Here is a 21489-nt window from a genome sequence, read left to right as displayed (position 1 = left end):
AACTGCCCTACCCCACCGGGTACCCCGGCCCCCCCCGCCCCGGGGCGTCCGCACAGGGGCGCCCGCCCCACCTCCCCGAAAGAGGACCCATGGCCACCGTCCTTTCCGTCTCCGGCAGCCCCTCCGTCTCCTCCCGCACCAATCGCCTCCTGCGCCACCTCGACAAGCGGCTGATCGCCCAGGGCCACGAGGTGATCCCGCTCGATGTGCGCACCATCCCCGCCGAGGCCCTGCTCGGCGCGGACTTCCGCCACCCGGCCATCGTCGAGGCCACCGAACTGTTCGCCCGCGCCGACGGAGTGGTCGTGGGCACCCCCGTCTACAAGGCGTCCTACTCCGGAGTCCTCAAGGCGCTGCTCGACCTGCTGCCGCAGTATGCCCTCACTGGGAAGACCGTGCTGCCGCTCGCCACGGGTGGGTCCACCGCACATGTGCTCGCCATCGACTACGCGCTCCGCCCGGTGCTGAACTCCATGGGTGCGGCCCACATAGTCCAGGGCTGGTTCACCCTCGACAAGGACATCACCGCCCACGAGGACGGCTCGCTCACCGTCGCCCCGGCCACCACCGAGGCGCTCACTCAGGTGGTGGACCAGTTCTCGGCCGCTCTAGGCCGCACGCCGCTCCTGGCCGCGGCGAGCTGACCACCATGACCGCCCATGAGCCTGCCCGTGCGCCCGCCCACGTGATCGCCGACGACGCGGAGGCCCTCGCTCTCGCCGCCGCGCTGGCCGACGAGTTCCGGGCCGGGGCCTCCGCGCGCGATTCCGAACGCAGGCTTCCACGCGCCGAGTTGGACCGCCTGTCGGACTCCGGACTGCTCGCCGTCACCGTGCCCGCGGACCACGGCGGAGCCGACGTGAGCGCGGAGACCCTCGCGGAGATCTTCCGCCTGCTCGGTTCGGCCGACGGCAGCCTCGCCCAGATCCCGCAGAGCCACTTCGCCTACGTCAATGTGATCCGCCGTCAGGGCAGCCCGGACCAGCGGAAGTTCTTCTTCGCCGAGCTGCTGGCCGGTCGCCGCTTGGGCAACGCCCAGTCGGAAGCCGGCACCAAACACGTCCAGGACATCCGCACCCGGCTGACCCGACAGTCCGACGGCTCGTACCGACTGACCGGCGTCAAGCACTACTCCACCGGCGCCCTCTTCGCCGACTGGATCCCCGTCCTCGCCCGCACCGAGGACGACAACCTCCATGTCGCGTACGTCCCGAGCGACGCCGAGGGCGTCACGGTGGTCGACGACTGGGACGGAATGGGCCAGCGTACGACGGCCAGCGGCACGGTCCGGCTGGAGGCGGTCGCCGTCCCCGCCGACCGCGTTCTGCCACACCACCTCACCTTCGAAGGACCGCAACTCCACGGTGCGGTGGCCCAGTTGCTGCACGCGGCCATCGACGCCGGGATCGCCGGGGGAGCACTGGTCGAGGCCGTCGAGTTCGTACGGACGAAGAGCCGCCCCTGGTTCGAGAGCGGGGTCGCGACCGCCGCCGAGGACCCGCTGCTGATCCAGCGGTTCGGTGAACTCGCCATCCAGGTAAGGGCGTCCGAGGCCCTGCTGATCCAGGCGGCCAAGGCGGTGGACGCGGCGCGCGCCGACCTGAACGACCACTCGGCGGCGGAGGCCTCCATCGCTGTCGCGGCGGCCAAGGTGCACGCGGCGCAGACCGCCGTGGAGGTGGCGGGCGCGCTGTTCGAGGTGTCGGGAACCCGCTCTGCCCTCAACTCGCTGAATCTGCACCGGCATTGGCGTGACGCCCGCACCCACACCCTGCACGACCCGGCCCGCTGGAAGATCCAGCACATCGGCCGCTATGTGCTGAACGGCACCAGGCCACCCCGCCACGGCCTCCTCTGACCCACCTACAGGACAGCCCAGATCGGAGACCCCCGTGTCCCTCACCTTCCACTGGTTCCTCCCCACCAACGGGGACAGCCGCCATGTCGTGGGCGGCGGTCACGGCACCCCCGCCACCGCCTCCGGACGGGACCGGCCGCCCACGGTCGCCTATCTGAGCCAGATCGCCCGCGCGGCGGAGGACCTCGGCTTCGTGGGCGCCCTCACGCCCACCGGCGCCTGGTGCGAGGACGCGTGGCTCACCACCGCGATGGTCAGCCAGAACACCGAACGCCTGAAGTTCCTGGTCGCGTTTCGGCCCGGCTTCGTCTCGCCGACGCTCGCCGCGCAGATGGCGTCCACGTTCCAGCGGCAGACCGGCGGACGGCTGCTCCTGAACGTCGTCACCGGCGGCGAGAGTCACGAGCAGCGGGCCTACGGGGACTTCCTCGACAAGGACGACCGCTACCGTCGTACCGGCGAATTCCTGGAGATCGTACGGCAGTTGTGGGACGGGAAGACCGTCGATCTGGCCGGCGAGCACCTGCGCGTCGAGGACGCGAAGCTGGCGCGGCTGCCCGACCCCGTGCCCGAGGTGTACTTCGGGGGCTCGTCGCCGATCGCGGGGGAGATCGCCGCCAAGTACGTGGACGTGTACCTCACTTGGGGTGAACCGCCGGCCCAGGTCGCCGAGAAGATCGCCTGGATCAGGGGGCTGGCGGCGAAGGAGGGGCGGACACTTCGGTTCGGCATCCGGCTGCATGTGATCACGCGTGACACGTCCGCGGAGGCCTGGGCCGAGGCGAACCGGCTGCTCGAAGGATTCGACGCCGCAACCGTGAAGTCCGTGCAGGCCGGGCTTGCTCGGAGTGAGTCCGAAGGGCAGCAGCGGATGCTCGCGCTGCACGGCGGGAGCCGGGACGGGCTGGAGATCCATCCCAACCTGTGGGGCGGGATCGGGCTCGTGCGGGGTGGTGCCGGGACGGCTCTGGTCGGCAGCCATGAGGAGGTCGCCGAGCGGATCAAGGAGTATGCGGCGCTGGGGATCGAGGAGTTCGTGCTGAGCGGGTATCCGCACCTGGAGGAGGCGTACTGGTTCGGGGAGGGAGTGCTGCCGAGGCTGGCGGCGCAGGGGGTGTGGCAGCACCCTGTCGGTGAGCAGCGGGCTTCTGCGGCACAGGTGCCGTTTGCCGGTTGATGTGTGTCGGTGGGCGCGTGGTCAGAACCAGTGCAGGCAGTGCGGGGAGCGGTCGGCGCGGAAGAGGGCGTCGGCGAGGGTGGCCGCGTCCGGGCGGTGGGCCCGGATGTGTCCGGCCCGTACGAGCGTGCTGGGGGCGGTGCCGCCGAGATAGACCGAGCCCAGGTCGCTTACGTCCAGGGACAGGTCGGGCTCCCGGTCCGTCGGCACGCAGTCGGCCTTGCCGTCCCGGACGGTCAGCAGGTAGCGGCCGTGCTCGCCGAGGAACGGGTCGTCGACGTCGAGGACGAGCTCGCCGTCCATGAACCAGCCGCGCGCGGTCAGCGCACGCGGGATGTCCAGCAGCCGCACCCACAGCCAGTCCATGTCGCCGCTCACCTCGGCGGCGCGGAAGTCCGCCAGCTGCCAACGCAGCGGGTGCTGGGGCGGGACGTGCTTGAACACGACCTGGGAGACCAGGTCGTGGCCGAGTACGAACCGGGCCAGGGCCGTGAAGACGGCGTCGTCGGTGGTGATGGTCTCGTCGACCGTCAGGGTGCCGGACTCGATCGCATAGCTGGCGTACCCGTCCGGGATGCCGTCGGCGTCACGGTGAACGGCGACGTAGCGCTGCGCCGGCGAGATCGGGGGCTGCCCCGCCCGCAGGGCCCACCAGCGGTGCGGCCGGGACAGCGCGCCGGGCTGGGCGCGGCGGTACCGGTCGTAGACCTCTTCCAGGATCTCGCCGCACTCGGCACGACGCAGCACCTCGACCGAGCCGATGTCCGAGCCGATGTCCGAGCCGCTGTCCGGGCCGGTCGCCGGTGCGTCGGCCGTTCCGCGCGCCCGGGGAGCGGCGAGGGCGCCCTTGTGGCGCGGCACCGTCAGCCGTGCCGTATAGGTCGCCGGTCCGTAGCCGAACCTGCCGTAGATCGTGGCCTCGGAGGCCAGCAGCACGGAGAGGAACTCCCCGCGGGCCCGCAGTTCGGCGAGCTGATGCCGCATCATCGCGCTGAGCACGCCCTGGCGCCGGTGTGAGGGCAGCACGCCGACTGCGGTCACCCCGGGCGCCGGGACGAGGATCTCCCCGGGCAGGGTCAGCTCGAAGGAGTACGCGGCGGCCGTGCCGACAGGCCGCCCGTCCGCCGTGAGGGCGAGCACGCCGCGGTCCATTTCGAGTGCCGACCACCAGAGCCCGCCGCCCTCGACCGGGGTTTCCGGGAAGAGCCCGAACGCGGCATGGACTGTGTCGACGAAGACGTCATGGTCCTCGTCGGTCGTGGGACGGATCTCCATCGCTGCCGCTGCCTCCCTGGATACCGGCACCATCTCCCGTGGTGTCCCGCCACAGTGCAGCGTTGCTCCGCGACCGGGTCAAGCGAATTACGGCCGGTCACTCTGGGTGGCAGAGTCGGCCAGTGCCTTCAGATGGGCCCGCCTCGACTCCGCCGTCTGGCCCTGAACCAGCAGGAACAGGGCTTCCCGCGCGAGGCGTTGGGCCTTGCTCGTCAATGACAGTGATCTGCCGCCGCCAGCCACCACCGCCGCCGTGGTCGCCGTCATCAGCACCTCGTACGCCTGTGTCCTGAGCGCCAGCCGTTCCGCCAGGTGCTCGTGCGGTACGGGCTGGTCGGCCAAGGCGTAGGCCTGCTTGCGCACCTCGTACAGGCGGGTGCGGATCGGACCTGACGTGTCGTCGTCCAGCAGGGCGAGGGCCGCCTGCGCGACACCGAAGACCGCCGGTGACGCGTTCGTGGGTTTCGGGCGGTCGGTCTTCGCCCACTCCGCGTACGGCGCGCGCAGGGCCACCGCTTCCTCCGGCAGCCACAGGCCGTCCAGTTCCAGCGACACCGTCCGGGACGCGGTGAGCGCGGCCAGCCGCATCGGGTCGGACGGCCGCAGCCCCTCCTGCTCCCGCGCCTCCGCGAACGCGAACAGCGCCTCGTCCGCGTCCGTCACCCCCGCGAGCAGCATCACGTCGTTCAGGCCCCAGCCCGTGTACCAGGGCACCGTCCCGTCGAAGCGCCAACCGCCCCGCTCCCGCGTGACCCGCACCGGGATCCGCGGATACGCCCGCAGGTGCGCGTACGCCACCCCGGACATCAGCTCGCCCCGTGCCAGCGGGCCCAACAGGCGCTCCCGTACCGGCAGTTCACTCCTCGCCAGTGTCATGACCGGCGTGTGGTGCTGTGTCTGCACGAACCACGTCGAGCAGCACGCCCCGGCCAGGATCTCCGCCGTCTCCCGGGCCACCGCGGCCGGTGCCGCCGAGCCGCCGTAGGCCACGGGTGCGCTCACGCCCAGCAGGCCGGACCGTTTGATCGCCTCGATGTGGCTCGCCGGGACGCCCTCCTGGTCGACCCGTTCGGCGTGCGGGGCGAGGAGGTCGTCCGCGAGCCGGCGGGCGCGGGTGACGAGGACGTGGGAGGTCATGCGGGAGATTCTGCCGATCGGGCGGGTCGGCCACGCGCGACGCTCCGGCCCGTGTCGTAGGACACGGGCCGGAGCGGTGGGAACGCGAGGGGTCAGTCCGCCGAGCGTACGGCGGGCATCGCCAGGTCGACCGGGCCGGTGGCGCCCGGTGCGCTCTTGCAGGAGTCGTGGCAGTCCTTCTCCAGGCTGCAGCACAGGGAGCAGATCGCGCCGGAGTGGAAGGGGCAGTTCGCCACGTCGGGGCGCTCGAAGTCCGTTGTGCAGACAGTGCAGTTGAGGATGACGGCCGAGGGGAGTCCGTCCGCGTCGAGCAGCGGCTCTGCCAGGTCGTCGAGGCGGGCGATGTAGTACTTGCCCTTGGTGAGGTACGCGAACAGGGGCGAGAGGACCATCGCCAGGAACAGGGCGATGAAGGGCGAGTAGGCCTTGGCGTAGTCGCCGAACGCGTTGAAGTACGCGGCGATGGAGACCGCCGACGCGATGAGCATCGAGCCGAAGCCGACCGGGTTGAAGTTGTACAGGTGGGCGCGCTTGAACTCGATGTAGGACGGGCTGAGTTTGAGCGGCTTGTTGATGACCAGGTCGGCGACGACCGCGCCGATCCAGGCGATGGCCACGTTGGAGTAGAAGCCGAGGACCGTGTTGAGGAAGCCGAAGACGCCGCCCTCCATCAGGGCCAGGGCGATGCCGACGTTGAGGAAGATGTAGACCACGCGGCCCGGGTGACGGTGTGTCAGACGGGAGAAGAAGTTCGACCAGGACAGCGAACCGGAGTACGCGTTCGTCGAGTTGATCTTCACCTGGGACAGGATCACGAAGAACGTGGCCAGGCCCAGGGCGACCGGAGCGGCGAAGGTCTTGAAGCCGTGCACGTACTGCTGGATGGGCTCGTTGGCCTTGGCCAGGCCCACGCTGCCGGCGATGTAGAAGGCGAGGAACGCGCCGCCCATCTGCTTGGCCGCGCCGAGGACCACCCAGCCCGGTCCTGCCGAAAGCACCGCCCCCCACCACTTCTTCGCGTTCTCGGGGGTCTTGTCGGGCATGAAGCGCAGGTAGTCGACCTGCTCACCGATCTGCGCGATCAGCGACAGCGCCACACCGGCACCCGCGCCGACGCCGAGCATGCTGATGCTGGAACCGGTGGGGGAGTTGCCCGCGAAGTGCGTGAACTGCGAGAACTTGCCGGGCTCCTGGATCGCGATGGACACGAACGGCGCGACCATCAGCACCAGCCACACCGGCTGGGTCCACACCTGCATCTTGGAGAGCGCGGTCATGCCGTAGATCACCAGCGGCAGGATGATCAGCGAGCAGATCAAGTAGCCGACGGCGAGGGGGATATGGAGGCCCAGATCCAGGGCCTGCGCCATGATCGAGCCCTCCAGGGCGAAGAAGATGAAGGTGAAGCTGGCGTAGATCACCGACGTCAGCGTCGAGCCGAGGTAGCCGAAGCCGGCGCCCCGGGTCAACAGGTCCATGTCGATCGAGTACTTGGCCGAGTAGTACGAGATCGGGATGCCGGTGAGGAAGATCGTCACCGCTGCCGCGAGGATCGCCACCATGGCGCTGGAGAAGCCGTTGGAGATCGCGATGGAACCGCCGATGGCGAAGTCGGCGAGGTACGCGATGCCGCCCAGAGCGGTGGTGGCCACCACATAGGGCGTCCAGCGGCGGAAGGACTTCGGCGCGTAGCGCAGCGAGTAGTCCTCCAACGTGTCGTTCTTCGCCCAGTCGTTGTAGGTCCGTCCGGCAGCCGTTGCCGGCGCCTCTTTGTCGACGATCTCCGTCACGACACTTCCCTCTTCCACGGGTGTGGGTCATCTCCCGGACGGCCCGGGGGAGTTGGACGGAAGAGTCACGCCGAATTGTTTCCCGGCCGTTTCGCCTGCTTTAAATGGAAGGGATTTCAAAATTCTTTTGGCGACGCGCGTAGATTTAATCAATGCTTCCTGTGGAAACTATTCCTGCGGGAAGGTACTCTCGGTCCGAGCGGATGGGGGAGGTCAGAGTTGGGCGACGATGTCGAAGTCGAAGGCGTCCGCCCGTGCCAGGTACAGCCGTTGACGGAGGTGGTTGCCGTGCAGGCGCAGTACGCCTCTCGGGCCCTCGTACGAGACGGTGCCGCCCACCGCGCACATGGCGCCCACATCGAGCGACCGCGCCTGCTCGGCGAGTGCTGCCAGCAGTCGTACGCCTTCGAAACACGACTCGCCGAGGCTGCCCACGACGGGTGCCTCCACGCCGAACCGGGCCGCGTAACGGCCGCTGAAATCAAGGCTTTCGGCGGTGGCCAGGGTCTCGAAGTACCCGGCCGCCGCCCACAGTCCCTCGGTGGCCTCCGCGCCGGTGGACAGCAGGATGTTCTCGTCCATGTGGGTGCTCAGCCGCAGACACCGCTGCTGCAACCCGTGTGCGGCGAACGCCCTGTTGAAGCGTGCCGCGTCGTCCCCGACCAGCAGCATCAGGACGGCGTCCGCCTCGCACCGCTCGATGTGCCGCAGCACCGGCCCGAACTCGTAGGTCCCCAGCGGCACGAACACCTCGTCGCGCACCCGGCCGCCGCACTCCAGGGCGTACCGGCGCGCGGCCCGGGCGGTCACCCGGGGCCACACGTAGTCGTTGCCCACCGTGCACCAGCGCCGTACGCCGGTCGCCTCCGTCAACAGCCGCATGGCGGGCAGGAGTTGGGCCGCGTCGGTCTCGCCGGTGAGGAACACGCCCGGTGTGCGCTCGCCGCCCTCGTACTGCGCGGTGTAGACGTACGGCACCCGGCCGGCGATGCGCGGCAGCAGCGCCTTGCGGACCGCCGAGGTGTGCCAGCCCACCACCGCGTCGACCGCGCGCATCGACACCAGGACCTCGACCTCGGCCGCCACCCGCTCCGCCGGCGCGCCGCCGTCCACCACTACCAGCCGGACCTCGCGGCCCAACACGCCACCGGTGGCGTTGAGTTCCTCCACGGCGAGTTGCGCGGCCAGTTCGCAGGACGGGCCGAAGACGCCCGCCGGGCCTTGCAGGGGCACGACCAGTGCCACGACCAGAGTCCTGATCGGGCCGCTGATCCGCCCGGGCGGCAGCGGATGCAAAGGACCACCTCCGTGAGGGCATGAGGGCACGGATACCCGTCCCGGCCCCGGCGCCCTCGCAGAGGCTCGTAATCTGAACCGCACAGTAGACCTACCGGAAGGACAGCGGCAATGTCGTCCGTACCGTCGCCGGGCCTCGCCCACCTGCTGAGTCACGCCGAGCGGCGGCTGGGCCTGCGCATGACCGCCGTACTGGCCGAGGAGGACTGCTCGGTCGAGCAGTGGCGCGTCCTGTCGATCATCGCCGACGGCAAGGGCCACCCGATGACCGAGATCGCCGACCAGGCCCTGATGCCGGCGCCGAGCCTCACCAAACTCGTGGACCGGATGGTCGCCGACAACCTGGTCCACCGCCGCCCCGACCGCGCCGACCGCCGCCGTGTCCTGCTCCACCTCACCGCCCGGGGCCGTACCCTCCACCAGCGCGCGGCCCGTCGCCTCCTCGCCGATCAGACCCGGCTCCTCGACGCGATCGACGACCACGGCGACCTCGTACGACTGCTTGCCCGGCTCACGGCGGCGCTTGACCGGGAGCCTGCGGAGGGGCCGAGGGACGAACCCGTCGGCGAACCCGCGGAGAAAATCCTGCCGGTGTCCTGAGGCGAGGTGTCGATCCGGCACCATGACGTTCGTGTAGGAGGTGAGAGAACCCCCTACGTCCTGGAGGACGTCATGCAGCACTACCTGCTCAGCGTGATCACCCCGACCGACGGACAGATGCCCTCGCCCGAGGCGTTGGCGGAGATCGGCCGCAAGCTGGAGATCTTCCACGACGAACTGCAGGCCGCCGGAGCCTGGGTCTTCGCCGGTGGACTGCACGGGCCCGAGACGGCCACCGTGCTGCGCCCCAAGGACGGCGACGTGCTGATCACCGACGGGCCGTACGCCGAGGGCAAGGAGTATCTGGGCGGGCTCTGCCTGATCAAGGCGGCCGACCTGGACGCGGCCCTGGAGTGGGGGAAGCGGGCGACCTGGGCCACCACGCTGCCCATCGAGGTGCGCCCCTTCATGAACACGGCCGAGGACTGATGCCGTTCGACACCGACATCGAGGCCGTCTTCCGTGCCGAGTACGGGCGGGCGGTCTCGGTCCTGGTGCGCTTCCTCGGTGACATCGACCTCGCCGAGGAAGCGGTCCAGGACGCCTTCACCACGGCCGTACAGAAGTGGCCGGAGGCAGGTGCGCCGCCGAGCCCGGCCGGGTGGATCATCACGACCGCGCGCAACCGCGCGATCGACCGGCTGCGCCGCGAGTCGTCGCGGGAGGCCCGTCACAGCGAGGCCGCCCTGCTGTACGCGTCCGACGCGCCCGCCGAGGAGGGACCCGTGCGTGACGACCGGCTCCGTCTGATCTTCACCTGCTGCCACCCCGCGCTCGCCACCCAGGCCCAGGTCGCGCTCACGCTGCGGCTGCTCGGCGGGCTCACCACCGCGCGGATCGCCCGCGCCTTCCTGGTGCCGGAACCGACGATGGCCCAACGCCTCGTCCGCGCCAAGGCCAAGATCCGCGACGCGAGAATCCCGTACCGGGTGCCCCGCGACGCCGACCTTCCCGACCGGCTCAAGGGCGTCCTCGCCGTCGTCTACCTGATCTTCAACGAGGGCTACACGGACTCGCCCGAACTGCGCGCCGAAGCCCTGCGCCTCGGCTGCCTCCTCTCCGAACTCATGCCGGACGAGCCCGAGGTCACCGGCCTGCTCGCCCTGATGCTGCTCATCGAGTCGCGCCGGGCCGCGCGGGAGGGCCCGGACGGTGAGTTGGTGCCGCTGCCCGAACAGGACCGCGACCGGTGGGACGGCGAGCTGATCGCCGACGGCCAGTCACTCGTCCGGCGGTGCCTGCGCCTCAACAACCCCGGGCCATACCAGATCCAGGCCGCGATCAACGCCGTACACAGCGACGCACCGACCGCCGACGCGACCGACTGGGGACAGATCCTCCAGCTCTACGACCAGCTGATGGCCGTCGCCCCGAGCCCGGTCGTCGCCCTGAACCGCGCCGTCGCCGTCGCCGAGGTCGACGGTCCGCGCAAGGCCCTCGACCTCGTGGACGCGCTGGACCTCGACGACTACCACGTCCTGCACGCCGTACGCGCCGATCTGCTGCGCCGCCTGGGCCGCGACACCGAGGCGGTTCGGGCGTACGAGGCGGCCATCGCCCGCACCGGGAGCGCGGCGGAACGCGGGTACCTGGAACGCCGCCGCCGGGAACTCGTCCGGAGGTGACAGCCGCGATGCGCAGGGTGACCATGACTGCACCGGAATTTTTCCTGGTGTATGAATGGTTGGTATATACACCTGACCGTCGAGAACCCCCACGCACCAGCAGCGAGGCACCGTGAACCAGTCCAGCCCCGAGCAGCCCGCCGACATCGTGGCCCGGCTGCGCGCCACCTTCCGCACCGGCCGCACCAAGCCCGTCGAGTGGCGCACCACCCAGCTGCGCCGCCTGCGCGACCTGCTCACGGAGCACGGCGACGACCTCGCCGCCGCCCTCCGCGCCGACCTCGGCAAGAGCGCCGCCGAGGCCCAGCGCACCGAGATCGGCTTCACGATCCGCGAGATCGACCACACCCTCGACCACCTTGAGGAATGGCTGCGCCCGGAGTCCGCCCCCGTACCGGCCCACCTCGGCACGGACGCCACCGCCTGGACGCAGTACGACCCGCTCGGCGTCGTCCTCGTGATCGCCCCCTGGAACTACCCGCTCCAGCTCCTGCTGACCCCGGTCGTCGGCGCGCTGGCCTCCGGTGACGCGGTGGTCGTCAAGCCCAGCGAGATGGCACCGGCCACCTCCGCCGCCATCGCCCGGCTGCTGCCCGCCTACCTCGACACCGACGCGGTCGCCGTCGTCGAGGGCGGCATCCCCGAGACCACGGCCCTACTCGCCGAGCACTTCGACCACATCTTCTACACCGGCAACGGCGCCGTCGGCCGCATCGTCCTGCGCGCCGCCGCCGAGCACTTGACCCCGGTCGCCCTCGAACTCGGCGGCAAATCCCCGGCGTTCGTCGACCGCGACGCCGATCTCGCCGTCGTCGCCGACCGGTTGGCGCGCGGCAAGTTCCTCAACGCCGGCCAGACCTGTGTCGCTCCCGACTACGTCCTGACCGACCCGGAGACCGCCGCCGCGCTCGAACCCCTGCTGGTGACCGCGGTCGAGAAGGTCTACGGCGCCGACCCGCAGACCTCCGGCGAGTACGGCCGGATCGTCAACGAGCGCCACTTCGACCGGCTCACCGGACTGCTCGACTCCGGCCGGGTCGTCGTCGGCGGACGCAGCGACCGCAGCGACAAGTACATCGCGCCGACCGTGCTCGCCGATGTGGACCCGAAGGCGCCCGTCATGGCGGAGGAGATCTTCGGCCCGATCCTGCCGATCGTCACCGTCCCCGACCTCGACGCGGCGATCGCCTTCATCACCGACCGCGACAAGCCTCTCGCCCTGTACGTCTTCACGGACTCCGACGACACTCGCGCCCGGATCGCCGCCGAGACCTCCTCCGGCGCCATCGGCTACGGCCTCCCGCTCGCCCACCTCACCGTCTCCGACCTGCCCTTCGGCGGTGTCGGCGAGAGCGGCATGGGCAACTACCACGGCCGCTACTCGATCGAGACGTTCAGCCACCGCAAGGCCCTGCTGGAGAAGCCGCTGGTCTGACGGGCGGACTCTTCTATCACCGGTCGCTTATATAAGCGACCGGTGATACTTTTGGGCACATGCACGCTTTCGATGTGCTCGGAGACCCCGTGCGCCGCCGCATCCTGGAGCTGCTCGCCGAGGGCGAGCAGTCCGCCGGCACGGTCAGTGATGCCGTCCGGCGGGAGTTCGGGATAACGCAGCCCGCGGTCTCCCAGCATCTGAAGGTGCTGCGGGAGAACGGTTTCGCGACGGTACGGCCGGACGGCACCCGGCGCCTCTACGCGGTCAACTCCGAGCCGCTGCGGGACATCGACGCCTGGCTCGACCGGTTCCGCCGCTACTGGACCCCTCATCTGGACGCCCTGGCAACCGAGTTGGCCCGGGGCAAGCGCGAGCGCCGGCTCCGCGAGGCCGACGACGACAGCCCCGACGAGTCGAGGAGCACCCCATGATCGACGTCACCCACCAGATCAACTCCGTGAGCCGCACGGTCGGCCGACGCGATTTCAAGGCCGGCGAGGCCCGCGTGATCACCATCGGCCAGTCCTACGACTCACCGCCCGAGGACGTCTGGGACGCCTGCACCAATCCCGAGCGCATCCCGCGCTGGTTCCTGCCCGTCACCGGCGAACTGCGGCTGGGCGGGAAGTACCAGTTGCAGGGCAACGCGGGCGGCACCGTCGAGCGCTGCGACCCGCCCAACAGCTTCTTCGCGACCTGGGAGTTCGGCGGCGAAGTGAGCTGGATCGAGCTGCGGTTGACGCCCGAGGGCGACGGAACGCGCTTCGAGTTGGAGCACATCGCCCACGTCGACGACACGAAGTGGGCCGAGTTCGGGCCCGGCGCGGTGGGCGTCGGCTGGGACTCGATCCTTCTCGGGCTCGACGGCAACCTGTCGGGTACGGCTCCCGTGAAGCCCGAGGACGCCATGGCCTGGCTGGCGTCCGAGGAGGGCCGTCGTTTCGTCACGGCGAGCAGTGAGGCGTGGTTCGCGGCGAACGTGGCGAGCGGCGAGGACGAGTCGGTGGCCCGCGAGGCGGCCGACCGGACCACGGCCGCCTATACAGGGGCCGGGAGTTGAGAGTCGTAGCGACCGAAGCGCTGACCCGGGACCGATCACCGTTGTAGCGTGCGCGCTGGATACCACGGTGATCGGAGCCAGGGATGATTGTCGGCGGCGAGACGGTGTTGGTGACCGGCGGGAGTGGCTTCGTCGGCAGTCATCTGGTCCGGCAGTTGCTGGAGCGCGGCTACCGGGTGCACACCACCGTGCGGTCCCTCGGCAACGAGGCGAAGGTCGCACCACTGCGGGCCATGGGGGCCCAATTCCCCGGCGCGCTGGAGCTGTTCGAGGCCGATCTGCTGGCGGCGGGCTCCTTCGACGCGGCGATGGACGGCTGCCGGGTCGTGTTCCATGTCGCCTCGCCGTTCCTGATGCCGGAGAAGATCAAGGACGGCCAGAAGGACGTCGTCGACCCCGCGCTCACCGGCACCCGGAACGTCCTCGCCGGCATCGAACGCACGCCCACGGTCGAGAAGTTGGTCTTCACCTCGACGGTCGGCGCGATCTTCGGCGACTACGTCGACGTACTGGCGATGAAGGACGGAATCCTCTCCGAGGACTACTTCAACACCACCAGCACGGTCGAGAACAACCCCTACCACTACGCCAAGACGGTCGCCGAACGCGCCGCCTGGGACGCGCAACAGGCGCAGAGCCGATGGCGCATGGTCGCCGTCAACCCCGGCCTGATCCTGGGCCCTTCACTGACCCCGGCCTCCGACTCCGGCAGCCTGTTCCTACTCGACGAGCTGTTCAAGGGCTACTTCTTCTACGGGGCGCCCGACTTCAGCTTCACCGTCGCCGACGTGCGGGACGTCGCGGGCGCGCACATCGCGGCGGCGGAAAACCCTGACGCACACGGCCGGTACATCGTCGCCGCGTCCCGGATGGCGTCCTTCCTCGACATGTCTCGCGCCCTGCGGCAGCGCTTCCCGCGCAACGTCCGACTGCCCCGACACGGCCTGCCGCACTGGCCGGTACGCATCCTGGGCCCGGCGTTCGGGCTCACCCAGGACTACATCCGCAAGCACCTCGGGATCAGGTTCACGGTCGACAACCGGCGCGGCGTGAAGGAACTCGGCATCGACTACCGGCCGTTGGAGGAGACGCTCCTCGACCACTACCTGGCCTGGCGGCAGTTGAGGGAATCGCGCTGACCGTTCCTCGTTCTTCGCCGTTCATGTCGCCGACCGTTCACCCCTCTTGACTGGTTCAGACCAAAGGCGCTTGGGTGTGGCCCGATCACCTTTTCGGTGTCATGAGCCTGACCACACTCAACCGAAGGGCACCCATGCGAACCCCCCACGCCCTGCTCGCCGTCGCCGCCGCGCTGTCGGCGGCGATCGTCGCTCCACCGGCCGGAGCCGCCGACGCGGTCCCCGCCGCCGGCACCTACTACGTCCAGAGCGCCACGACCGGGCTCAACGCGGCCGACAAGGGGGGAGCGGTGGAGCAGCACAACCCCAAGGGCAACGAGGACCACCAGCAGTGGAGCCTCCGGACGAGCGGATCCTCGTACGTCCTGGAGAGCACCGACACGGCCGGCAGCTGTCTGGGCCGCTCGGGCAGCCAGGCCAAGACCGTCGCCTGCACGAGCGCCGACGCGGCTTGGCAGATCACCCCGACCGGCGGCGACCAGTACACGCTCAAAGCCCCGGGCACGGAAAGCTACTTGACCGTGGGCGCCAAGCCCTCCGGCGCCAACTACCCGGCCCAGCTCGCCATCGGCTCCTTCGGCGGACTCGCCTCCTGGTACCTCACGCCGATCACCTCACCCACGAAGCCGATGCCCGCCCAGGACCAACGCACCCTGGACCAGGTCACGTTCCTCACCGCGCACAACGCCTACGCCAACGGTGTCGACGGCGGTTTCGCCCCGCCCTTCGTGAACTTCTTCCCGAACCAGTCGCGCGGCATCAACCAGCAACTCTCCGACGGCGTACGGGGGTTCATGCTGGACATCCACCAGACCTCCGACGGCGCGATCCTCTGCCACGACAGCTGCACCCTCGTCAGCAGCCCGGTCGCCCTCAACGTCGACCTCCAGCGCATGGTGGACTTCCTCAAGGCGCACCCCGACCAGTTCGTCACCGTCTTCCTGGAGGACTACGTCGACCCGGGCGTCCTGCGCAGCGAACTCGCCCGCGTCAACGGCCTGTACGACGTGCTGTACCGCCCCGACCAGACCGGTGTGCAGCAGAACGGCTGGCCGAAGATGGCCGACCTGATCGCCGCCAACCACCGCCTGCTGATCTTCACCGACCACAGCCGCGCCTCCGACCAGTCCGCCGGACTGACCCGGGACAGCTTCGGCGTGATGTACCAGCGCGAGTGGACCGTCGAGAACTACTGGTCCATGGGCTCCGGCGCCAGCTCCTCCGACTGGTCCTGCTACAGCCGCTGGTACGGCAGCGACCTCAACGTGCCGCTCACCCAGACGCAGTCCGGCTTCCGTCCGCTGTTCGTCATGAACCACTTCCGTGACGCCACGATCGCCGGCACGGCACAGACCGACAACACCAAGGTCCTCGACCGGGCCCAGCGGTTCTGCCAGCCGGCCGCCCGCAAGAAGCCCAACTTCCTTGCCGTGGACCGCTATGACCTCGGCGACCCCGCCTCCGCCGTCAACACCCTGAACACCTACACGTATCCGTAAAGTGCGGTCGGCCGCGCGGCGGGTGTGTGCGAAACTCCGCTGATGACTTCGGAGAAGATCACCGCGGCGGCCGCGGGCACCTGGCAACTCGGCGACCTGTCCGTCAACCGCATCGGCTTCGGCGCGATGCGGCTGACGGGCAGCGCCGCCTTCAACCTCGGCACGCCGAGCGACCGCGACCAGTCGATCGCCGTGCTGCGCAAGGCAGTTGAGCTCGGCGTGAACCACATCGACACGGCCGCCTTCTACTTCTCGACGCTGCGGTCGGCCAACGAACTCATCAACACCGCGCTCGCCCCCTACCCCGACGGCCTCGTGATCGCCACGAAGGTCGGGCCCTTCCGCACCTACTCGGGGGAGTGGGGCAGCGCGGCACGCCCCGACGACCTGCGCGGTCACGTCGAGGAAAACCTGCGCCAGCTCGGGCGCGACCGGCTCGACGTGGTCTATCTGCGCCGCATGGGGCAGGACTCGATCGCCGAACACTACGGCGCGCTGGCCGAACTCCAGGAGGAGGGCCTGGTCCGGCACCTCGCGCTCTCCGACGTCGAGCCCCGCCACCTCGCCGAGGCGCAGGAGATCGCCCCGGTGGTGAGCGTGCAGAACCGGTTCGCGCTCGACTCGTACAAGGCCGAGACCGACGACATGCTGCGGATCTGCGGCGAACAGGGCATCGCGTTCGTGCCGTTCTTCGCCATCGCGGGCGCCGGCGGGGCCAGGAGCGCGACCGACGCCCACGACGACGAGGTCCTGGCCGTCGCGGAGGACCACGACACCAGCCCCGCCCAGATCCGCCTGGCCTGGACCCTGGCCCAGGGCCCGCACGTCCTCGCCATCCCCGGCACGGGCAACCCCGACCACCTCGCCGAGAACGTGGCCACGGGCGCGATCCGGCTCACGGAGGACGAACTGGGCCGGCTCAACGAGCTGCACAGGAAGGCCGGTTGACGGTCGGCTGGGCTCACACCACCCAGGTTCCGTCCCGCATCAGATGGCGCTGGGGCAGCTCGCGCTGCTCGTGCCAGGCCTGGACGGCCACCGGCCGTACCCGGAAGAAGGAGTAGGCCGCGCGGTCCTCTCGGGGGTCCCAGCCGTATTTCGCGTGGAAGGCCTCGGCCGAGACAGCAGGGACGTCCTGGGCGGTGAAGGCCGTCACCTCGCCGTCGATGAGCACGACGTCCCGGGTGTCCGCGAAGGCGAGCCGGGTCCGCCGCCCGTCGCCGAGATTACGGCCCGTGGGGTTCGTGGGCCGGGTGGACAGCCAGACGTACTGCCCGTCCCAGGCGAACCACAGCGGGACCAGACAGGGCAGCCCGTCGGCGTCCGCCGAGGCCACCCAGATGTCCAACTCCCGTTCCAGCCGGGCCAGTACGTCACGCCTGCGCTCTTCGGGGCCGCGGGGCGGCCCGGTGATCTTCATGCCCGGGACGCTACCGGCGGCGCCCGCGCGGCACCTCGGGCCAGAGGTGTAGGACCTCGGCCCGAGGGCACCCGGGTGTCAGCCCAGTTGCTCGTGCAGGAACGGCACCGTGCTCGCCCAGGCGCGGGTCGCGGAGTCGGCGTCGTAGACCGGGCGGCCGTCGTTGAAGAAGGCGTGGTTCGCCGGGTAGAGGCGCAGGTCCGCGGTGATGCCGGACTGCTCCTGGACGGTCTCGCGGAGGGCGTCGAGGCTCTTCGCCGGGATGCTCTCGTCCAGTTCGCCGTAGTGGCCGAGGATCTGCGCCTTCAGCCCGGAGAAGTCGGGCAGCTCGCCCTGGATCACGCCGTAGAACGGCACCGCCGCGCTCACCCGGGGGTCGGCCGCGGCGAGGTACAGGACGAAGCCGCCGCCCATGCAGAAGCCGACCGCGCCGACCGTGTCCGAGGTGACCTCGGGCAGGGACAGCAGGTGGTCGACCGCGCCGGAGAGCAGGTCGACACCCCGGGCGACCGGGAGGGCCCGCATCATCCGCAGGGCCTCGTCGCTCTCGTGCGCCACGTTCCCGCCGTACAGGTCCGGGGCGAACGCGACGAAGCCCTCCTGGGCGAGCCGGTCGGCCACGTCGGCGATGTGGTCGGTCAGACCCCACCACTCCTGGATGACGATCACACCCGGCCCGCGCCCGGACGGCGGCAGCGCCAGATATCCGTGGGCGGTGCCCCCGGCACTGGGGAAGGTCACGTTCTGACGGGCCGGGGCTCCGGTCGACTTCGGCAGCTCGGAGGACATGGCGCTCAACTCCTGTACGGCAGTGCTAGGCCGTGTCCGCAAAGTCCCGCCTGCCCTGCGACGCCCGGCACGCACTCTCGTCGCACCGGGCGAAAGCCCAAGTACGTCCAGTACGAGGGCTCCCGCCCGGCACGCCGAGAGCACGCACCGGACGCCGCAGGGCCCGCCCTTCGGGCGGACGACGGGACTCTGCGGACACGACCTAGGTAGGGGCGTCGGGGCGAGCCCCGGCATGATCTTCGGATTCCCAGCCTGTCACGGCCGGGTTCGGAGGTCGCTCCGGCCCCCTCCCTCGCTCAGCCGGACGCCGCTCTCACTCCGGGTTCGCCCTCCTGCCCCATGCGCACCACCCGCCCGGCGGCCACCTTCTGCAGCAGCCCGTACGCCAGCACCGGCAGCAGGATGTGCGGACGGTCGGGCAGGGTCGTCGTGATGAGCACCGCGCTGGCGCTGCTGTTGTTCATTCCGCAGGCGAGTGTCACCGAGGCACCGGCCCGGGCGTCGAGCCGCAGCACCCGTGAGGCCACCCGCCCGAGCGTGAAGGACAGCCCGCACACGGTCGCGGCGACGGCGAGCGCGGCCAGCAGGAGGACCGGGCGCGGATGACGCAGGAAGGGACCGAGCACCCCACTGGCGTTCACGTACGTCAGCAGCAGCGAACCCGGCAGCGCGGCGGGGACGGCCGTGCCGAGCAGTACGCCCAGCGCGCGCCGGGGCAGCACGAGCCGGCACAGGATGCCCGCCGCACACGGCAGCACCACCGAGGTGAGGGCGAACGCGTTCCCGGCCGAATGGGCGGCCACCGCCAGCCTGCCCGCGTAGTCCCCTTGGAGCAGTGGACACAGGACGGCCAGAGTGAGCGGGACGGTCAGCGGGCTGACCAGCGTGGAGGCGAGCACCAGGCCGACGGCCGTGGGCTGGTCCCCGTCCCCCTTCGCGGTCCACACCGTCGCACCGGCGGCCACCGGCATGGCTACGACGAGGATCATCGCGGCGATCATGCCGCTCCCACCGTCGTGGTCCGGCGACAGCCGCAGCGCGAGGGCCACCCCGGGGACGATCAGCAGCGGCACCAGAATGTGCAGCCCGAGCCCCGCGACCAGGGCGGCGGGGCGCCGCACCAGCAACCTCAGCTCACGCAGCGGCACCTGAAGACCGGCGCCGAACAGCACGAGGGCGAGGAGCAACTGGGGTGTCCGTAAGGAGAGTTCGGCGATGCCCGTGGCATGCGGATGCCGGAGCCACAGGCCCGGACCGGGCAGCACCGCCGCGGCGACATACGTCACGGCGACGGCTCGCCCCAGGTGACGGCGCAGCAGCGCGAGCAGATGGGATACGGAGGGGTTCCTTGCGGGCTGGGGACACATCGTGGCGCTCTTCCGTCGTAGGACCTGGGCGGAGACGGAGCGCCGGTATCGGCTCGAAGCGCGTCGACGCGCGCGGGGGAACGAGTGTGCGAAGCCCTGCGGTCATCGTCGACGGTCCTTCCATAATGGGCACGCGGGAATGAGTACGCGGGCGCGGCGACGAGACGGCACCCGAGTGACTACAATCCTGTAGACGGTCTACTGAACTGTAGACGAGGACGGGGTGAGGATCGTTCCCATGGCCGACGCGAAGGACGAACGCCGACCGGCGGGTGAGCTGGAGGCCACCGTCATGGCCGCCCTCTGGGCCGCCGGCGACCCCCAGACCCCCGGGGAGGTACAGCTGAGCCTCGGCACGGGCCTGGCCCGCACCACGGTGACGACGATCCTCACCCGGCTGCACGACAAGGGCGTCGTCGACCGCCGACGCCAGGGCCGCGGCTACGCGTACTTCCCGGTCCAGGACGCCCAGGGGCTCACCGCCCGCCGTATGCACACCGAACTGGACCGGGACGTCGACCGCGAGACGGTCCTCGCCCGCTTCGTCGCCCAGCTCAGCCCCGACGACGAGCGCGTGCTTCGCGACCTCCTCGAACCCGGTGACGAGTGAAGGCCGGTGACTCGTGGATACGGTGAAGTGACGAGATTCGGTGGGCCGTGGAATTCGGCGAGCGATGAAAGACGAAATTCGGTGAGCGATGATCGCCCTGCTGCTCCTTCCGCTCGTGCTGCCGTTCGCGCTGCGGTCACCGGCCCGGCGCGCCCTGGAGCGACTCACGCCGGTCGCCGCCCTGTGGCTGCTCACCGGCTCCGCGGTGATCGCGGCCGGCTGCTCCCTCGCCGCGCTCGGCGCGTTCGTCCTGACCGGTCTGCTCCGACTGCCGTTGTTCGCGGCGCTCGGTGAACTCGTCCACCCACTGCGGACCTCCGCGGGCAGCCTCGTCCTGCCGGCAGCCGTGCTGTCGGCAGGTGCCCTCGCGGTGTGCGCCTGGTCACTGACGCGCTGGGCACGGTGCCAGTCCCGAGCCTTCCGTACCGCCCGCATCGTGGCCGGGCGCGGGCCGGTCGCGGGCGACCTGTGCGTGGTCGACTCCCCGCGCCCGGACGCGTACGCCCTGCCAGGGAGGCCGCACCGCATCGTCGTCACCACCGGGATGCTGCGCAGCCTCGACGCCGCCGAGCGGGAGGCGCTCTTCGCGCACGAGCGGGCGCACAACGCGGGCGGCCACCACTACTTCCTCGCCGCCGCCGAACTGGCCGCCCGCTGCCATCCCGCACTCCGCCCGGTCCGCGACGCGATCCGGCTCGCGGCCGAACGCGCCGCCGACGAGGCCGCCGCCACCGTCGTCGGCGACCGGCGCCTGATCGCCCGCGCCATCGCCCGCGCCGCCCTGGCCGGGCAGTCGGCCCGCTCCGAACGCCCGGACTTCGTCCCCGGCGCCACGACCGGCCCGGTCCCGCAGCGCGTCAAGGCCCTCCTCGCGGCCCCACGCGTCACCCACCGCACCGCCGCCTGCGGACTCGCCGCCGTGCTGATCGCCTGCGTCATGCTCTCTTTCGCCGCCTCGGCCACCGAGATGATCGACGTCCACCATCGGGTGGAGGTGGCACAGGGGGAGGAGGGCGGCTGAGGGGTGGGGTGAGGTGGGTCCGGCGAGTTGGGTGGAGGCGCAGGGGAGGCGCGATCGTGTGCTGCTGCGCGGGCGTCGCGCGTTGGTCGGCGTGCGACGAGTGCGACGCGTCGGTGGGCAGCGGCTGGCAGGCCTTCGCGTGCGGAGCCCGGGTAGGGCTGCGCGTGACGGTTGGCTGAGTCGCGTGTGCGGCGATCCGCTGGGATGCGCATAGGTCGTCGACGCCAAGGGTCCGGCCAGTCGGCAGGGGCGCCCGGCGTGCGTGAGGGCCCGTTGGTCCGCGCGTCCGTGGAGTCGTCCGCGCATGTCCGGCGTGCGCGGCAACCCGCTGCATCGCCCGCGTGCCGTGCCGTGTCGTTCGGAGGTGTCCGGTGCAGGCGAGGATCAG

The 21489-nt window shown here is 70.6% G+C and carries 20 protein-coding genes and 1 pseudogene; 14 read left to right on the top strand and 7 right to left on the bottom strand.

Going from position 1 to position 21489, the window contains the following annotated elements; genetic code table 11:
• The first annotated feature begins 89 nt into the window (after positions 1 to 89).
• The 3 genes from ssuE to AB0I69_RS25095 are packed head-to-tail and all read left to right on the top strand — an operon-like array spanning position 90 to position 3035.
• Positions 90 to 644 carry an NADPH-dependent FMN reductase gene (ssuE, locus tag AB0I69_RS25105; RefSeq protein ID WP_200709625.1) on the top strand — a complete coding sequence of 185 codons (555 nt, stop codon included), beginning with the start codon at positions 90 to 92 and terminating at the stop codon, positions 642 to 644.
• A gap of 5 nt (positions 645 to 649) precedes the next feature.
• On the top strand, positions 650 to 1858 hold the full coding sequence (locus AB0I69_RS25100; protein ID WP_363097911.1) for an SfnB family sulfur acquisition oxidoreductase: 1209 nt from the start codon (positions 650 to 652) through the stop codon (positions 1856 to 1858).
• 34 nt (positions 1859 to 1892) lie between these two features.
• Complete coding sequence (locus AB0I69_RS25095; protein ID WP_363097910.1) at positions 1893 to 3035, top strand: LLM class flavin-dependent oxidoreductase; 1143 nt, start codon at positions 1893 to 1895, stop codon at positions 3033 to 3035.
• A gap of 21 nt (positions 3036 to 3056) precedes the next feature.
• On the opposite strand, the gene AB0I69_RS25090 is transcribed toward AB0I69_RS25095, so the two are convergent.
• The 4 genes from AB0I69_RS25090 to AB0I69_RS25075 form a co-directional block, all read right to left on the bottom strand.
• Entirely contained in the window at positions 3057 to 4310 is a 1254-nt protein-coding gene (locus AB0I69_RS25090; RefSeq protein WP_363097909.1) for a GNAT family N-acetyltransferase, read from the bottom strand.
• An 87-nt stretch (positions 4311 to 4397) separates the two neighbouring features.
• Positions 4398 to 5447 carry an acyl-CoA dehydrogenase family protein gene (locus AB0I69_RS25085; RefSeq protein ID WP_363097908.1) on the bottom strand — a complete coding sequence of 350 codons (1050 nt, stop codon included), beginning with the start codon at positions 5445 to 5447 and terminating at the stop codon, positions 4398 to 4400.
• 92 nt (positions 5448 to 5539) lie between these two features.
• Positions 5540 to 7237, bottom strand: coding sequence for a hypothetical protein (locus AB0I69_RS25080; RefSeq protein ID WP_363097907.1), 1698 nt, complete (start codon positions 7235 to 7237; stop codon positions 5540 to 5542).
• A 213-nt stretch (positions 7238 to 7450) separates the two neighbouring features.
• Positions 7451 to 8533, bottom strand: a complete 1083-nt coding sequence (locus AB0I69_RS25075) for a substrate-binding domain-containing protein (protein ID WP_363097906.1) — start codon at positions 8531 to 8533, stop codon at positions 7451 to 7453.
• Between the two features lie 111 nt (positions 8534 to 8644).
• Here AB0I69_RS25075 and AB0I69_RS25070 point away from each other — a divergent pair, with 111 nt between their 5' ends.
• From AB0I69_RS25070 to AB0I69_RS25030, 9 genes and pseudogenes are all read left to right on the top strand, one after another.
• Entirely contained in the window at positions 8645 to 9133 is a 489-nt protein-coding gene (locus tag AB0I69_RS25070) for a MarR family winged helix-turn-helix transcriptional regulator (RefSeq protein ID WP_363097905.1), read from the top strand.
• Between the two features lie 72 nt (positions 9134 to 9205).
• A complete protein-coding gene (locus AB0I69_RS25065) occupies positions 9206 to 9562 on the top strand; it encodes a YciI family protein (protein ID WP_363097904.1) in 357 nt (118 codons plus the stop codon).
• Positions 9562 to 10758, top strand: coding sequence for a sigma-70 family RNA polymerase sigma factor (locus AB0I69_RS25060; RefSeq protein ID WP_363097903.1), 1197 nt, complete (start codon positions 9562 to 9564; stop codon positions 10756 to 10758). The genes AB0I69_RS25065 and AB0I69_RS25060 overlap by 1 nt, the downstream gene beginning before the upstream one ends.
• 103 nt (positions 10759 to 10861) lie before the next feature.
• A pseudogene (locus AB0I69_RS25055) lies at positions 10862 to 12193 on the top strand (aldehyde dehydrogenase family protein); the annotation flags it as partial.
• A 59-nt stretch (positions 12194 to 12252) separates the two neighbouring features.
• Positions 12253 to 12627 carry a metalloregulator ArsR/SmtB family transcription factor gene (locus AB0I69_RS25050; protein WP_363097902.1) on the top strand — a complete coding sequence of 125 codons (375 nt, stop codon included), beginning with the start codon at positions 12253 to 12255 and terminating at the stop codon, positions 12625 to 12627.
• Positions 12624 to 13256 carry an SRPBCC family protein gene (locus AB0I69_RS25045; protein WP_363097901.1) on the top strand — a complete coding sequence of 211 codons (633 nt, stop codon included), beginning with the start codon at positions 12624 to 12626 and terminating at the stop codon, positions 13254 to 13256. Before AB0I69_RS25050 ends, AB0I69_RS25045 begins: the two co-directional genes overlap by 4 nt.
• Before the next feature lie 83 nt (positions 13257 to 13339).
• Positions 13340 to 14395 (top strand): NAD-dependent epimerase/dehydratase family protein, encoded by a 1056-nt coding sequence (locus AB0I69_RS25040; RefSeq protein ID WP_363097900.1) that lies wholly within the window; start codon positions 13340 to 13342, stop codon positions 14393 to 14395.
• Between the two features lie 134 nt (positions 14396 to 14529).
• Positions 14530 to 15894 (top strand): RICIN domain-containing protein, encoded by a 1365-nt coding sequence (locus AB0I69_RS25035; protein ID WP_363097899.1) that lies wholly within the window; start codon positions 14530 to 14532, stop codon positions 15892 to 15894.
• Between the two features lie 42 nt (positions 15895 to 15936).
• A complete protein-coding gene (locus tag AB0I69_RS25030; protein WP_363097898.1) occupies positions 15937 to 16842 on the top strand; it encodes an aldo/keto reductase in 906 nt (301 codons plus the stop codon).
• A 13-nt stretch (positions 16843 to 16855) separates the two neighbouring features.
• Here the strand turns inward: AB0I69_RS25030 and AB0I69_RS25025 are convergent, their stop codons facing one another.
• The 3 genes from AB0I69_RS25025 to AB0I69_RS25015 form a co-directional block, all read right to left on the bottom strand.
• Positions 16856 to 17314, bottom strand: a complete 459-nt coding sequence (locus AB0I69_RS25025; protein WP_363097897.1) for a pyridoxamine 5'-phosphate oxidase family protein — start codon at positions 17312 to 17314, stop codon at positions 16856 to 16858.
• Between the two features lie 78 nt (positions 17315 to 17392).
• Positions 17393 to 18103, bottom strand: a complete 711-nt coding sequence (locus AB0I69_RS25020) for a dienelactone hydrolase family protein (protein ID WP_363097896.1) — start codon at positions 18101 to 18103, stop codon at positions 17393 to 17395.
• 296 nt (positions 18104 to 18399) lie between these two features.
• The gene (locus AB0I69_RS25015; RefSeq protein ID WP_363097895.1) at positions 18400 to 19470 is read right to left on the bottom strand and encodes a sodium-dependent transporter; all 1071 of its coding nucleotides are present in this window, start codon (positions 19468 to 19470) and stop codon (positions 18400 to 18402) included.
• A 238-nt stretch (positions 19471 to 19708) separates the two neighbouring features.
• On the opposite strand from AB0I69_RS25015, the gene AB0I69_RS25010 reads away from it, so the two are divergent.
• Both AB0I69_RS25010 and AB0I69_RS25005 read left to right on the top strand, forming a co-directional pair.
• On the top strand, positions 19709 to 20080 hold the full coding sequence (locus AB0I69_RS25010) for a BlaI/MecI/CopY family transcriptional regulator (RefSeq protein ID WP_363097894.1): 372 nt from the start codon (positions 19709 to 19711) through the stop codon (positions 20078 to 20080).
• Between the two features lie 88 nt (positions 20081 to 20168).
• Positions 20169 to 21101, top strand: a complete 933-nt coding sequence (locus AB0I69_RS25005) for a M48 family metalloprotease (protein ID WP_363097893.1) — start codon at positions 20169 to 20171, stop codon at positions 21099 to 21101.
• Positions 21102 to 21489 lie beyond the last annotated feature (388 nt).

This window comes from Streptomyces sp. NPDC050508, from assembly GCF_040655155.1.
Taxonomy (GTDB): Bacteria; Actinomycetota; Actinomycetes; order Streptomycetales; family Streptomycetaceae; genus Streptomyces.
The sequence above is the reverse complement of the archived record's forward strand: the minus strand, read 5'-3'. Positions and strand labels throughout refer to the sequence as shown.

Excerpts from the sequence above, each read along its gene's own strand:
- AB0I69_RS25020 (WP_363097896.1), bottom strand. The coding sequence starts at position 18,103 with ATGTCCTCCGAGCTGCCGAAGTCGACCGGAGCCCCGGCCCGTCAGAAC.
- AB0I69_RS25015 (WP_363097895.1), bottom strand. The coding sequence starts at position 19,470 with ATGTGTCCCCAGCCCGCAAGGAACCCCTCCGTATCCCATCTGCTCGCG.
- AB0I69_RS25035 (WP_363097899.1), top strand. The coding sequence starts at position 14,530 with ATGCGAACCCCCCACGCCCTGCTCGCCGTCGCCGCCGCGCTGTCGGCG.
- AB0I69_RS25085 (WP_363097908.1), bottom strand. The coding sequence starts at position 5,447 with ATGACCTCCCACGTCCTCGTCACCCGCGCCCGCCGGCTCGCGGACGAC.
- ssuE (WP_200709625.1), top strand. The coding sequence starts at position 90 with ATGGCCACCGTCCTTTCCGTCTCCGGCAGCCCCTCCGTCTCCTCCCGC.
- AB0I69_RS25050 (WP_363097902.1), top strand. The coding sequence starts at position 12,253 with ATGCACGCTTTCGATGTGCTCGGAGACCCCGTGCGCCGCCGCATCCTG.
- AB0I69_RS25065 (WP_363097904.1), top strand. The coding sequence starts at position 9,206 with ATGCAGCACTACCTGCTCAGCGTGATCACCCCGACCGACGGACAGATG.
- AB0I69_RS25005 (WP_363097893.1), top strand. The coding sequence starts at position 20,169 with ATGATCGCCCTGCTGCTCCTTCCGCTCGTGCTGCCGTTCGCGCTGCGG.
- AB0I69_RS25100 (WP_363097911.1), top strand. The coding sequence starts at position 650 with ATGACCGCCCATGAGCCTGCCCGTGCGCCCGCCCACGTGATCGCCGAC.
- AB0I69_RS25010 (WP_363097894.1), top strand. The coding sequence starts at position 19,709 with ATGGCCGACGCGAAGGACGAACGCCGACCGGCGGGTGAGCTGGAGGCC.
- AB0I69_RS25060 (WP_363097903.1), top strand. The coding sequence starts at position 9,562 with ATGCCGTTCGACACCGACATCGAGGCCGTCTTCCGTGCCGAGTACGGG.
- AB0I69_RS25070 (WP_363097905.1), top strand. The coding sequence starts at position 8,645 with ATGTCGTCCGTACCGTCGCCGGGCCTCGCCCACCTGCTGAGTCACGCC.
- AB0I69_RS25030 (WP_363097898.1), top strand. The coding sequence starts at position 15,937 with ATGACTTCGGAGAAGATCACCGCGGCGGCCGCGGGCACCTGGCAACTC.
- AB0I69_RS25040 (WP_363097900.1), top strand. The coding sequence starts at position 13,340 with ATGATTGTCGGCGGCGAGACGGTGTTGGTGACCGGCGGGAGTGGCTTC.
- AB0I69_RS25025 (WP_363097897.1), bottom strand. The coding sequence starts at position 17,314 with ATGAAGATCACCGGGCCGCCCCGCGGCCCCGAAGAGCGCAGGCGTGAC.
- AB0I69_RS25045 (WP_363097901.1), top strand. The coding sequence starts at position 12,624 with ATGATCGACGTCACCCACCAGATCAACTCCGTGAGCCGCACGGTCGGC.
- AB0I69_RS25090 (WP_363097909.1), bottom strand. The coding sequence starts at position 4,310 with ATGGAGATCCGTCCCACGACCGACGAGGACCATGACGTCTTCGTCGAC.